The organism is Methanofervidicoccus abyssi (assembly GCF_004310395.1).
In the GTDB taxonomy this organism is placed as follows: domain Archaea; phylum AGJL01; class Methanococci; order Methanococcales; family Methanococcaceae; genus Methanofervidicoccus; species Methanofervidicoccus abyssi.
This window is the reverse complement of the sequence record NZ_BFAX01000001.1, coordinates 64,905-77,884: the sequence shown is the minus strand read 5'-3', so window position 1 is coordinate 77,884 and position 12,980 is coordinate 64,905. Positions and strand designations below refer to the sequence as shown.

Here is a 12,980-nt window from a genome sequence, read left to right as displayed (position 1 = left end):
ACATAGTATTAGTATGCGGGGAAAAGTAAAAGTATATAGTGATATAGATGAATACCTGGGAATTTATAAAAGAGATAGTAAAGAATATCAAAAACCCAAATTTAAACAAATCTGCCTTAACATCTTCAAACAAAAATAAACTCTTTTACGTCAGTGATCAGGGAGATGGAAAGGTAAAGGTAGTCCTGCCCTTTGTTTTCAGAAGGGAAGATCTTATCGATCTAAATTCTAAGGGATTAGAAGGAAGTACCGCCAGGATTATCGAATGTATTAAGGAGGAGATGAAAAAAGGAAAGTTTTCTCCACTTTCAGGAAATCTTGGAAGGAGGTACAGAGAACTCTACGAGCCTCTCACCGTAGTAAATTGTGATATGAATATAGGGAGTAACCTCTGGAGGGCAGATAGATACAATTACATAGAGGGAAACAGGATACATCTACTTTTAAGGATGATATTCTCTGAGAGGGATCCAAGGAGTATTGGTAGAAAAATAGATGAACTCTCCCAGGAATTGGAGGACTACATAGATAGAATATCTTATTCCCTACTAAAGAAGGAGAATATCAATATAGTTAATCAGAAGGATCTAAGGAATAGGTTAGATACTCTAGACCTTGTAGCCTTCATAGGGGACAACTCTAAGCCTGCCAGGAGTTATACACCTGTAAGAAGACACTTTCGAATAGCAGGACCTAAGGAAGGGGTAAATGTACCTTTTATAACTCCTAGAGAGTTAAACCCTGTAGAAGTGGAGTTGTATGATGGAAGAGTAATTACAGGACTAGGTATTAAGAAGAGGGAAATATTCATTATTACTGGGAGAAATGCCCAGGGGAAGACTACACTACTTGAAGGTATAGAGAGTGGTCAAGACGATCACCTCCTAGGTGATGGGAGGGAGTATATAATCACAACCAGAGATCTTGCCAAGATTACGGGAGGCTCTATGGATATGCAAGGTTGTGATATCAGCCTATTCTTCGAGAAACTACCGAAGGGATTGAAAGGAACTCCTAAGAAGGTCGTAGGGAGAGCCTCAACATCTATGACTATGGCCTACAGGATCCAGCGGGCTATGACTAATGGCGTAGATGTTATCCTTATAGACGAAGATAACTCTGCAGTGAATCTTCTTGTAAGTGGTTTGCTGTCTAAGTGGTTTGAAGGAGTGAAATCTCTCTCAGAAATTATGATGAAGGAGAGGGAAAAATTAACCTCTGCCTTCATCATCACTACCAGTAGTTTAGATCTACTAACTGCACTGGCAGATAGGGCTATCTATCTCGAGGACCACGAAGCGAAGTACCTTGATCTAGAGTATTTCAGAGAAGAATTGAGTAAGTATTACTTAGAGTTAAGTAGAGAACTGAAGAGGATAGGAGGTGATAAAGGTGGTGGAACTACTGGCTCCTGCAAGGGATCTAACATGTCTTAAGACTGCAGTTGATTACGGGGCAGATGGGATATACTGTGGATTGAAGGAGTTCAACATGAGGATAACTGCCAAAAACTTTACAAGGGAGGAGTTGAAGGAGGGTGTGAAGATAGCCCACGATAACAACAGAAAGATCTACCTCTGTTTAAATACCGTAATATACGAGAGAGATCTGAAGAAGTTAGAAGAAATTTTAGACTTTGCAGTTGAATCTGAGGTAGATGCAGTTATAGTTAGTGATGTAGGGGCTATGATGCTTGCAAGGGATTACGGTTTAAAGGTACATGCAAGTGTTCAGACAAATATCACAAACTCCATAACTGCAAAGTTCTACTCCAAGTTTGCAAAAAGGGTTATACTATCCAGAGAGTTGACTTTAAACCAGATAAGGGAGATAAGGAAGAAGTTAAAAGAGGAAGGTATAGATTTAGAGTTGGAGGGTTTTGTCCATGGGGCGCTATGTGTAGCTATAAGTGGTAGGTGCTTCCTAAGTGCCTACCTATTCAACAGGAATGCAAACTGTGGGGATTGCCTCCAACCATGTAGAAGAAGGTGGAAGTTGATAAATGAGCACCACGACGGTATCCATGAGTTGATCTGTGAGGGGAAATATCTCCTATCTCCTAAGGATCTCTGTATGATAGAACATATTCCAGAACTTATAGAGGTGTTAGATAGTTTTAAAATAGAGGGAAGAAGTAAAAACGCCGACTATGTAATGAGAACTGTGAAAGTTTACAGGGAGGCTATAGATGCTGTATTAGATGGTACCTACTACGAGAAGTTACCTTACTTTAAAAAGGAACTTCTTAAATCCTACAACAGGGAGTTTGATACAGGTTTTTACTTTAGAGATAGGATAGATAGACATGACTTCCAGTATGAGATAGAGGGAAACGCTTCTCCATACAGGAAGGTTGAAGTGGGGGTTGTAACGAATTTCTACAAGAAGATAGGAGTGGCAGAGATTAAATTAACTGGAGATTTGAGGATTGGGGACACTATAATTATAATGGGAAATAAGACAGGATGTATAGAGGAAAAGGTTGAATCTATGGAGATCGACCATAAACCTGTAAAGGTAGCTAAGAGAGGGAAGAGAGTTGGTGTTAAGATCAGAGGTATTGCCAGAGAAAATGATAGAGTGTTTGTTTTGTTAAAAAAAGATACTACTATAAAATCTTAAATTATAGAATAAGATAAAATAAAGAAAAGGATTTTAAAATAAAGATTTATTTTTTTATATTAATTAATTTTAGCAGGATAATTAATAATAATTAACAAAAAAGAACAAAAAAACTTATAGAGATTTTTTAAATTCACCTGCTAATTACCTAAATAATAACAAACCATAACAAAGGATTCCAATACAACCAGTATAAAACCGAGGTTAAATTAATAAGATGGAATCAACAAATAATGCTGTAAATATCCGAAATAAATATTTAAACAAACTCTCCTAATTCTCCCAACTTCACACCTATCTGATCTCCACTTTCCATATCTTTTACCAATACCATCCCTTTCTCCAGTTCCCTTTCTCCTACAATTACAACCTTCTTAATTCCGAGGGTGTCAGCGTAGTTAAGAGCCTTGTTCAACCTCCTGTTCATCAGATCCACTTCTACAACCTTCCCCCTTCTCCTAAGTTCATCTGCAATCTTTAAAGATTTCTTCAGTAAGTCCTTATCTTTTTTAACAGGTACTATCAGTATAACATTTTCCTCTACCTCAAAATCAGGGATATTCAACATTATCCTGTCAAATCCATAGGCAAAACCAACTGCAGGTGTAGGTTCCCCTCCAAAGAGTTCTATTAAGTTATCGTATCTACCTCCTCCACATAACTGTCTAGCTCCCTCTTTCTTCCCATATATCTCAAATACCATACCTGTATAGTAATCCAATCCCCGTGCTATCCCGAAATTTATAATTATGTCTTCTTTCTTTACGAATTCTAATATTTCCTCTAAGTTCTCTAGAGCCTGGAGTGATAGAGGATAATCCTTCAACACCTCCTTTACCTCTTCCAGTATCTCCCTATCTCCCTTAAATTTCAGGAGTGTAAATATCGTCTCTTTTAACTCCTGGGAAGACTCTATACTCTCCAAATAATCTCTAAGTCCCCCGTAATCTTCCTTGTCTATAAGTCTCCTTATATCCAACTCCTTCTCTTCTGAAAGGTTAAACTTCTTAAATATACCTTTAAGCACTCCTAAGTGGCCTATATGGATCTCATACTCCAAACCTACAGCATCTAAACCATCCATGGCAAGATTTATAACTTCCCCATCTGCTATAGAATACTTACTACCTATTAACTCACATCCCATCTGCCAAAACTCCCTGTATCTCCCAGCCTGAGGATTCTCGTATCTAAAACAGTTTGTGAAGTAGTAGAGTTTTAGAGGTTTAGGGCGATTTTTAAGTTCGTTTAGATAGAGCCTGACAACGGAAGAAGTAATCTCAGGCCTGAGGCCCATCTCCCTACCTCCATGGTCCTTAAATACAAAGAGTTGTCTCCTTATCTCCTCCCCCGTCTTTTTAGATAGTAGTTGAAAACTCTCGAAGGTAGGTGTAAGTATCTCCTTAAAGTTATAACTCTCAAAAACTCTCCTAAGTTTCTCCTCTACAATCCTCCTCTTCTTCATCTCTTCAGGTAGAAAATCCCTCGTCCCCTTAGGCCTACTGAACATCCTTCCACCTTAAAAAGAGAAAAATAGGATATTTACTCGCTGCTGTTTATTATCTTGTTGATATCATCCTCCATTATATGCCCCTTTACTACAACTTTAACATCTTTTACCCCATCTATCTTCTTAACCTCTTCCTTTGCTCCCAACGCCATGCCCATTACACTCATACACGCAGGATTTGTAGGTATCAGTTCAAAGGATACGTTATTTTCTTCATCTATCTCTACGTTCTTTACCAACCCCATATCTACGATACTTATTCCTATATGAGGATCTATAACATTCTTTAAAGCTTTTATTACATCTTCCTTAGATACCATTATCTTCACCTAATTTTATTTATTATGATTTTATTTATTATAAGCAATTTATGATTATTTTCTTAATATTTATTATTAACCATATTAAAAACTGTATAAAATAAAAAAATGATATAAAAAATAGAAATGTCTACATTTATCGAAGAAACTGATAGAAATTATTCTCCTTTTATTTCTCCTTTTATTCTTTTTTATAGTTAGGAAAACAATATTTAAGGTGTAAGTCTATGTCTATCTCTTGGGAAGAGAATACACTCCCTGATATTTTTCTGTCTCCCTAACACCATCATAAATCTCTCTGCACCTAGTCCCCAACCTGCATGAGGGGGCATTCCATATTTAAAAGCCTGAAGGTAACTCTCGAAACTTTCGGGATTCAATCCCATTCTCTTAATGCTATCTACTAAAAGGTCATATATATGATTTCTCTGGGCACCTGAGGCAATCTCCAGATCCCTATACATCAGATCAAAAGCCTTACAAAGTTTTGGATCCTCCTCCTTTGGTAAGGTGTAAAACGGCCTAATGTCTCTGGGCCAGTTAATTATGAAGTAGAACCCTTCCATATATTCCCCTAACGCCTTCTCCCCAGCCCTTGAAAGGTCCTCCCCCCACTCCATATCCACTCCTTTTGTATTTACAATATCAACGACTTCGTCGTATGTTAATCTTGGAAATGGAGTATCCTGTATCTTTAGATCTACATCTAGTATCTCCAGTTCTTTCTTACAGTGATCTTTTAGATGAAGAAGAGTATTATGCACTACCTTTTCGAGAATCTCCATGGCATCCCTGTCATCTGCAAAGGACATCTCACAGTCTATAGATACCGCTTCATTTAGATGCCTCCTGGTATTGTGCTCTTCTGCCCTGAATATAGGGCCTATCTCAAATACTCTGTCAAAACCTGCAGCCATTAGCATCTGTTTGTATAACTGAGGACTCTGACTTAAGAAAGCCTCCTTCTCAAAGTAAGATAGTGGAAAAAGTTCTGTACCTCCCTCTGTAGCACTTGCCACAAGTTTCGGTGTATTAACCTCTATAAATCCTTCGTCGTAGAAAGTGTTCCTTACAGATTTTAACATCTCAGATTTTACTTTAAAGAGTGCAGTTATCTTGGGCCTTCTAAGATCTAAAAACCTGTTGTCAAGTCTTGTATCCAAGTCTGCAGGTACTTTCTCTGACGGATCCAGTGGAAGAGGAGAGTGTGCCTTGCTCAGTACCTTGATCTCCATCGGTACTATTTCACATCCTCCAGGAGCTTTCTCGTTTGCTACTACCTTTCCCTTAACAGCAACAACATCCTCCCTTCCAAGAGATTTCCCGATCTTAAATACCTCCTCGGAGACCTTCTGCTTTGGAATAACTATCTGTATCATCCCCTCTCTGTCCCTCAGTATTACAAACACCAACTTACCTAACTTTCTTATGGAATTTATCCATCCCATGACTGTTACTTCTTCTCCATCCATCTCTCCTTTTATCTCATCTGTGTAGTGTGTCCTTCTCCACGTCTTTAAACTATCTACTTTAACATCCATGTTATCCTCCGTACTATAGGTATCTTATCATATTCTTGTTAAATTTTAACTTTGGGAGTCTCAAGGAGCCTGAGTTGTTTATTCTCTTTGAGAGTTTACTACATAACATATTTATAGGATTTCCTAATTTTCCATAGTATTTAAAACCATCCCTGTTGTTTTTCTTAAGTACTTTTAAAAACTCTTTGGGATTATCTCTATCGAATTCTTCAACTATCAGATATGCATTGCCCAACTCCCACGGGAAGTGAGAGTCACTCCCTACACCCATTAGCATATTGTTCATTTTAGCGTACTTGTAGGCCATTTCGTTAGGCCTGTTATCTTCGCACCTACTGTTAAAAACCTCTACAATATCCACCCTTCTTTTAAAGTCCTTGTCGTTTAGGATGTTGTATTTACAGAGAGATCTACGCCTCTTTTCATCAAATGGATGAGGCAGGTATATCAATCCCCCCTGTTCTTTCACCTTATCCATGGCCTCAAATATATCTTTCTCATTTACCTCTTCATTTAAAAATAGACCTATGAATTCCCCCCTGTCTGTAGGTATCTCTTCTCCCGGTATTCCAAAATCCGTCTCTGTAAGTGTGTTGTGATCACATATCATGGGGAGTATTTTCATCTTTGAGCACAGTTTTTTCAACAATCTTGGGGGGTTCAAGGAACAACTAGACTTTATAGTATGGACATGCATATCTACTTTCATTTAATTTTCACCGTTATCTCTATTTAATGATTTTACTTTTTTATAAGATTATAAAAAGTTGATTATTACGAAAAATTAGATTCTTATTACTCAAACCTAAATACCCAAACATCTGATCATCCATTACTTTTTATAAAGTTTGAAACGTTCGTAGCGAGTAATCTTCTCTCTACCCCTTTTCAGTGAAGGAGTTTTAGGATATAGAAATCCCACATCTCCAGGTTTGTACAACACCCATTTAACTTAAGTCTTACATATGAATGAAGCTATTATACAACTTACGGTAAGAATTATTTTTCTTCCTACCATGCTAAAAATTGTTACACTTTAGATACTATCTAAAGTGTATAATATTATTTGGGATATTTTATTGTTTTTATTATTTTTGTAGAATTTTATTTTTATATTAACCATACATCCTACCAAGTAGTAATATATCAATCAAATAAGTAATAATCCAGATCTCATTAAAAATTTTATATAAAATATTAAAAATATTAAATTATTAATAAGATATAAAAAAATGTTATATTTCCTCTCTACTTTTTAACATTGATTGTTACTTTAATGAGAACTAAAGGTTTTATATTGCTTACTTTTTTAATTTTTTAACTGTACCTAACACTATATTATACCGTTAGAAATAAAAATAATCAACATACTCTAGGTATAGGATCTCCCATTGGGGTATCTATTATCCTTCTACCAACTAAGGTTTCCATCACCACCATCTTGTGATCTGACACAACTTCACCTATGATCTGGGCGTTCCTTCCAAGAGGATGAGAGCGTAGTACCTCCAATGCCTTTTCTCCGTCCTCTTTCTTCACTGCCATAACAACCTTTCCCTCATTAGCTACCGTTAAAGGATCTATACCAAGGGCTTCGGAGAGGGATTGTACTTCTTCACTTATAGGTATCTTCTCTTCGTATATATTTATTCCAAGGCCACTCTTCTCCACCATTTCGTTTAGGGCACTGGCGAGACCCCCCCTCGTTGGATCCTTCATGGCATGTACTTCTACACCACTGTCAAGCACTTTTTTTATGAGTTTATTGAGAGGTGCAACATCAGATTTTAGATTACTCTTAAAATCGAAGTTCTCCCTTGCCAAAAGTATAGTCATCCCATGCTCTCCAATGTTGCCAGAGACTATAATAACATCCCTTTCCTTCATGCCACTATCCCTTATAACCTTCCCTCTTTCAGTTATACCTATACCTGCAGTAGTTATTACTATGTCATCTACGTTGGATACCTTGGTATCTCCAGTGATTATAGGTACTCCTGCCTCTTTAGATGTCTCATTTATAGACTTCATTATTCTATCTAACTTATCAATGGGGAAACCTTCAGGTATTATCAGAGAAAGGGAAAGGGCTACCGGTTCTCCTCCCATAACTGCTATATCGTTAACAGCACCACAGACTGCCAACTTACCTATGTCCCCTCCTGGAAAAAATATAGGTTTAACTGTGTGTCCATCTATGGTGAAAATTATCTCCCTGTCTCCAAGGGGCACAGTTCCTCCGTCGTCTAACTCTCTCAACCCCACTCCTCCTTCCACAGAAGTTAACTCTAAATTGCCCAGTATCACCTTCTCAATAAGTTCCTGCATTAACTTTCCCCCAGCACCGTGCATCCTCGTTATCTTCATAATATCCCTAAAATAATATATTTAAAATTTTTAATGAAAACTAATCTATAAAAATCGAAACATAAAAATAAATAAAAATAAAAATTTACTCCAATACCTCTAATATCTTAGCCTTTATCAGTCCTTTAGACGCCCTTGGCTCTGCAATTACTCTCCCACACCCTATACATTTTACAACAGTTGCAGGACATCCAAATATAACCTGCTCGTTACCACACTCTGGACACTGTACCCTTAAAAACCTACTCCTTGGTTTTGGTATCAGATCCAACATCTCACCTCCATCTATAAAATTACTCTACCAATTCAAACACCCTCGCTCTAAAACCACCACTACGTCTAGTATGCATTCTTCCACATTCTGAGCATTTGTATCTCAAGTCTAACTTTTTAACAGGTTTTGAACCACTTGGAAGAGGTCTTGGGTAACCTCCATAACCTGAAGTAACTCTTCTGAACTGCCTCTGACCCCAGGTTAATTCACTTGCCTTCCTCTTCTTAGCCAGCTCTACAGTATGTACAGTATGTTTTTTACAGTAAGGGCAGTACCTTTTTATCTTTTTTTTCATTTTCATAAAATTCACCTTTTATTCTTTTAACTATCTTATACTTCTCCAATATTTTAGATATTCTTCTATCTAAAGATACGATATCGTTCTCATCTAAGTTGTACACTACCTTTCCATCTGTAAATTCTGGAAACTTGGTTAAGACTCTTACAATGTCAATGTACCTCTGGGTATTTATATGTTTTGGTATCTCTTGAGATTTTGAATCTTCTGATACCTCTATCTTGGCCTCTTCTACTTCTCTCCTTAAGCTGGATATACCTTCAATACTCTCAATAACTTTTAATATTTCCCTCTCCTCTTCTAAGAGATTCTCCCTATCTCCATAAAATGCTTTGTATAATCTTAACTTTTTCAACTCTTTGATGTAATACAGTATACGTCTGTACTCTCTTTCACTTTTATACTTTTTATTCTCAATATATTTTTTAACATCTTCGTAGAAATTTTCATGTAATTTTGTCAATTTGTCATTTTTCAACTCATTAAAAAATGCATCTACAATATTTTTATACATAATTTCCCGGTAAAAAAGTTTAGGATTCTATTCTCGGAGCCAGGAGGAAGAGGATCTTCCCATCTGCAATGTTGAACTCTATCTTTACAGGTATGTCAGATCCTAAGTGTATGTGAAGTATATCGTCTGAGGAAACTGCCTTTGTAATATCTTCTAAATATGAGAGACTGAAAGTGCTCTTTACAGGCTCCGTGATTCTCATATCCAATACTGCCTCACTACTTTCATCGAAAATAGTTTCACACTGATTCACATCTCCCTTTGATAATACTATAAATCTACCTTCACCATCTGTCTGTAGGGTAACATGATCGTTAACCAGCTCAGCATCTTTCAGGGCTTCTTTGAATGCTCCCGCTTTTATAACTATCTCATTTGGATAGTTTAGATCTGGAACTTTAACATTTGAGGAACTGACATCGTAGAGTGAGAGTGAAAACTTCCTTGTTGCATTATTCTCTAAGATAATATTTAATCTATTCTTCTCTTCGTCCAGTTCTAAGATTAACTTCTCCTCTGATTTCGCCCTTTTCATGATCTTTTTAAATACTCCTAAATCTACACCTATTTCATGAGGATCTGCAAGGTATTCCTCAAAGGCCTCCCTTGGAATATCTATACTCACCAATGCTACGTGAGAAGGATCCACTGCACTTGCCCTCAAACCCTTTTCATCTACTTCAAATGAGATTTCATCAACTACGTTACTCATTGCTTCAACTATTTTTTTAAACTCCTTTGCATTACTGATAGTTGCTTTAAACATTTAATTTCACCTGTTAAATATTTAAAAAATATTATTATAATCCCCCTTTTAATTTCAGAAAAGAAAAAGAGAAATAATAAGCTTTAATTTTACAGTATTCCGATTTTAATAGATTCTATGATTATAACAGGTATATTTTCATCTATTTAAAATTTTCTATCTTAGAAGTTGTTAGTATAATCACATCCTATAATAATCTACTGAAGTAAATTTAAGAGTACTTTATATACGTTAGGTGTGTAGAGCAAAAATGTTTAAATATTCCAATAAGTAAAATAATGGTAAATAATAATTAATAAGTATAAAATATAACCGAAAGTAATATATTGTTAAACCATCTGACAAAAGGATAGAAGTTTCATCGCCTTTATCTCTCTATCTTTCCTTGAGTTGTTCAGAAATGTTAAAAAGTTTTAGAGTAACTGTTTATCTCTTTACTTTTATTTTAACTTCTATTTTATGGGAAACTGTGGAGACCTGTGGCATCTGCATTTTCAGTACATATCAATCTCAGTTCCCCATAGGTTTATCAAGAAGATATCACCGATCTCGCACTCTTTCAGGTAAGTCTATTCCTCTCAGGATTGGAGATATAACACCCCCAAACCTTTATAGAAGGAGGAGAGAAATCCCACATTTTAATCCCGTTAGTCAGTAAGACTTAATATATATAATTAAGAATAATTTTTGAGAATAGGATTTCTCATGAAGAACAAACATAATAAAAAAGAACCATAAAGTGGGAAGTGAGGTTTATGGTGAATATTCTTATAACAGACGAAATACACAAAGATGCTGTAGAGATACTCAAAAGAGTCGGAGAAGTGGAAATAGCAACTAACCTGAATAAGATGGAATTAAAGAGAAAAATAAAAGATATAGATGTTATAGTTATTAGAAGTGGAACAAAGTTGACAAGAGATATCTTAGAGCACGCAAAAAAATTAAAAATTATTGCAAGGGCTGGTGTTGGTGTAGACAATATAGATATCCAGTATGCAACAGAGAAAGGTATCATAGTGGTTAATTCTCCAGATGCATCTTCCATCTCTGTCGCAGAGTTAACTATGGGTTTGATGTTATCTGCAGCGAGGAATATACCTCAGGCTACAGCCTCCTTAAAGAGAGGAGAGTGGGATAGGAAATCCTTTAAAGGTGTAGAACTTTATGGTAAAACCCTTGGAGTTATTGGACTAGGTAGAATAGGGCAGCAGGTTGTGAAGAGAGCGAAGGCATTTGGTATGAATATTGTAGGCTACGATCCCTATATATCTGAAGAGGTTGCAAGGAGTTTAGGTGTTAAGTTATTAAGTGATATAAATGAACTCTGTAAGGTTAGTGATTTTATCACCCTCCACGTCCCCTTAACTCCAAAAACTAGGCATATAATAGGTAGGGAACAGATATCACTGATGAAAAAAAATGTAATAATTATAAACTGTGCTAGAGGGGGACTGATAGATGAGAAGGCCCTCTACGAGGCTCTAAGAAATAGGAAAATAAGGGCTGCAGCACTGGATGTTTTCGAAGAAGAACCTCCAAAGAATAATCCTCTACTTACACTGGACAACGTTATAGGTACTCCCCATCAGGGTGCTTCCACAGAAGAGGCCCAGAAAAGTGCAGGTATTATCGTTGCAGAACAGGTTGTAAAGATACTTAGGGGAGAACCTGCAGAGAATATTGTAAATCTCCCTGCAATACCATCTGAAAAGATGGGAAAGTTAAAACCTTATATGGATCTTGCAGAGAAGTTGGGACTTATGACCATACAACTACTTGACAGGTCCATAGAGAAAGTGAAGTTAATATATTCTGGTGAGTTAGCAAAGGAAGATACAGAGATGGTGAAGAGATCCTTCCTCATAGGTATGTTGTCTCCTATACTCCTTGCAGGTGTCAATCTTATAAATGCACCTACAGTAGCTAAAAATAGAAATATAAAGGTAATTGAAGGCACAATATCTGAGAGTGAGTATGGTAACGCCATAAAAGTGTTAGCAGAAGGTAATTCAGAAAGTATATCCTTAGTTGGTTCTGTAATAGAAGGTAGGCCTGTACTTAGGGAGATCAACGGATACAGGGTAGATATAAAACCTGAAGGTATTATCTGTATAATCAGACACATAGATAGGCCTGGGATGATAGGTAAGGTGGGATTACTCCTAGGAGACTACGGTATAAACATTGCAGGGATGCAGGTCGGTAGGAAGGAACCTGGAGGAGAGAGTATAATGGTCCTCAACGTAGATCATGTGATACCTGAAGATGTGTTGGAGAAGTTGAAAAATTTAGAGAATATAAGGGATGCTAAAGTTATTAATCTCTGACAATTTCAGGGTGATTAGTATAAACAATGACGTTATAGTTGGGATCCTTATAGCGATCCTCTACGGTGTGGGCACTTTCTTTGCAAAGATAGTTTCTGAAAAGGATCCCTTTATACAGTGGATTATAGTTAATATCGTAGGAATGATACTCTCTATCTTTATAATTATAAAAGATCCTCAGAGACTATGGCAGATACAAGGAAAAATACTGATCTACGGTGTAATATCCGCTGTAATGGTGGTGTTGGGGAGTCTACTACTTTACTACATGCTCAATAAGGGAAAGGCTAGTATCGTTGTACCTCTATCCTCTATAGGTCCTGCTATCACTACCATATTGGCAGTTATTTTCCTCAGAGAGTATCTATCTACCAATCAGATAATAGGTATTATATTAGTGATCTTGGGAATAGTACTACTGTCTATGAATAGTTAAAA

The 12,980-nt window shown here is 36.6% G+C and carries 13 protein-coding genes; 4 read left to right on the top strand and 9 right to left on the bottom strand.

The window, feature by feature from the left end:
* Window positions 1–47 precede the first annotated feature (47 nt).
* Window positions 48–1,436, top strand: coding sequence for a P-loop domain-containing protein (locus MHHB_RS00400; protein ID WP_131006646.1), 1,389 nt, complete (start codon window positions 48–50; stop codon window positions 1,434–1,436).
* Window positions 1,393–2,622, top strand: coding sequence for a U32 family peptidase (locus MHHB_RS00395; protein WP_192893781.1), 1,230 nt, complete (start codon window positions 1,393–1,395; stop codon window positions 2,620–2,622). The genes MHHB_RS00400 and MHHB_RS00395 overlap by 44 nt, the downstream gene beginning before the upstream one ends.
* Window positions 2,623–2,881: 259 nt before the next feature.
* Here MHHB_RS00395 and hisS read toward each other — a convergent pair whose 3' ends face one another.
* From hisS to MHHB_RS00350, 9 genes are all read right to left on the bottom strand, one after another.
* The gene (hisS, locus tag MHHB_RS00390) at window positions 2,882–4,132 is read right to left on the bottom strand and encodes a histidine--tRNA ligase (RefSeq protein WP_131006645.1); all 1,251 of its coding nucleotides are present in this window, start codon (window positions 4,130–4,132) and stop codon (window positions 2,882–2,884) included.
* A 32-nt stretch (window positions 4,133–4,164) separates the two neighbouring features.
* Complete coding sequence (locus tag MHHB_RS00385; protein ID WP_131006644.1) at window positions 4,165–4,452, bottom strand: metal-sulfur cluster assembly factor; 288 nt, start codon at window positions 4,450–4,452, stop codon at window positions 4,165–4,167.
* A 212-nt stretch (window positions 4,453–4,664) separates the two neighbouring features.
* Entirely contained in the window at window positions 4,665–5,993 is a 1,329-nt protein-coding gene (gene aspS / locus MHHB_RS00380; RefSeq protein ID WP_131006643.1) for an aspartate--tRNA(Asn) ligase, read from the bottom strand.
* Window positions 5,994–6,006: 13 nt separating this feature from the next.
* Entirely contained in the window at window positions 6,007–6,702 is a 696-nt protein-coding gene (locus MHHB_RS00375; protein WP_131006642.1) for a PHP domain-containing protein, read from the bottom strand.
* Window positions 6,703–7,355: 653 nt separating this feature from the next.
* On the bottom strand, window positions 7,356–8,360 hold the full coding sequence (gene hypE / locus MHHB_RS00370) for a hydrogenase expression/formation protein HypE (protein ID WP_131006641.1): 1,005 nt from the start codon (window positions 8,358–8,360) through the stop codon (window positions 7,356–7,358).
* 85 nt (window positions 8,361–8,445) lie between these two features.
* Entirely contained in the window at window positions 8,446–8,631 is a 186-nt protein-coding gene (locus tag MHHB_RS00365) for a 30S ribosomal protein S27e (RefSeq protein WP_131006837.1), read from the bottom strand.
* A 22-nt stretch (window positions 8,632–8,653) separates the two neighbouring features.
* Entirely contained in the window at window positions 8,654–8,935 is a 282-nt protein-coding gene (locus MHHB_RS00360) for a 50S ribosomal protein L44e (RefSeq protein ID WP_131006640.1), read from the bottom strand.
* Complete coding sequence (locus MHHB_RS00355) at window positions 8,892–9,446, bottom strand: DNA replication complex GINS family protein (RefSeq protein WP_131006639.1); 555 nt, start codon at window positions 9,444–9,446, stop codon at window positions 8,892–8,894. Before MHHB_RS00355 ends, MHHB_RS00360 begins: the two co-directional genes overlap by 44 nt.
* A 19-nt stretch (window positions 9,447–9,465) precedes the next feature.
* Entirely contained in the window at window positions 9,466–10,212 is a 747-nt protein-coding gene (locus MHHB_RS00350; protein ID WP_131006638.1) for a DNA polymerase sliding clamp, read from the bottom strand.
* A 755-nt stretch (window positions 10,213–10,967) separates the two neighbouring features.
* Here MHHB_RS00350 and serA point away from each other — a divergent pair.
* Window positions 10,968–12,542, top strand: coding sequence for a phosphoglycerate dehydrogenase (serA, locus tag MHHB_RS00345; protein ID WP_131006637.1), 1,575 nt, complete (start codon window positions 10,968–10,970; stop codon window positions 12,540–12,542).
* Window positions 12,520–12,978 (top strand): EamA family transporter, encoded by a 459-nt coding sequence (locus tag MHHB_RS00340; protein ID WP_131006636.1) that lies wholly within the window; start codon window positions 12,520–12,522, stop codon window positions 12,976–12,978. The genes serA and MHHB_RS00340 overlap by 23 nt, the downstream gene beginning before the upstream one ends.
* Window positions 12,979–12,980: the final 2 nt, after the last annotated feature.

Excerpts from the sequence above, each read along its gene's own strand:
- MHHB_RS00400 (WP_131006646.1), top strand. The coding sequence starts at position 48 with ATGAATACCTGGGAATTTATAAAAGAGATAGTAAAGAATATCAAAAAC.
- hisS (WP_131006645.1), bottom strand. The coding sequence starts at position 4,132 with ATGTTCAGTAGGCCTAAGGGGACGAGGGATTTTCTACCTGAAGAGATG.
- MHHB_RS00385 (WP_131006644.1), bottom strand. The coding sequence starts at position 4,452 with ATGGTATCTAAGGAAGATGTAATAAAAGCTTTAAAGAATGTTATAGAT.
- aspS (WP_131006643.1), bottom strand. The coding sequence starts at position 5,993 with ATGGATGTTAAAGTAGATAGTTTAAAGACGTGGAGAAGGACACACTAC.
- MHHB_RS00375 (WP_131006642.1), bottom strand. The coding sequence starts at position 6,702 with ATGAAAGTAGATATGCATGTCCATACTATAAAGTCTAGTTGTTCCTTG.
- hypE (WP_131006641.1), bottom strand. The coding sequence starts at position 8,360 with ATGAAGATAACGAGGATGCACGGTGCTGGGGGAAAGTTAATGCAGGAA.
- MHHB_RS00360 (WP_131006640.1), bottom strand. The coding sequence starts at position 8,935 with ATGAAAATGAAAAAAAAGATAAAAAGGTACTGCCCTTACTGTAAAAAA.
- MHHB_RS00355 (WP_131006639.1), bottom strand. The coding sequence starts at position 9,446 with ATGTATAAAAATATTGTAGATGCATTTTTTAATGAGTTGAAAAATGAC.
- MHHB_RS00350 (WP_131006638.1), bottom strand. The coding sequence starts at position 10,212 with ATGTTTAAAGCAACTATCAGTAATGCAAAGGAGTTTAAAAAAATAGTT.
- serA (WP_131006637.1), top strand. The coding sequence starts at position 10,968 with ATGGTGAATATTCTTATAACAGACGAAATACACAAAGATGCTGTAGAG.
- MHHB_RS00340 (WP_131006636.1), top strand. The coding sequence starts at position 12,520 with ATGCTAAAGTTATTAATCTCTGACAATTTCAGGGTGATTAGTATAAAC.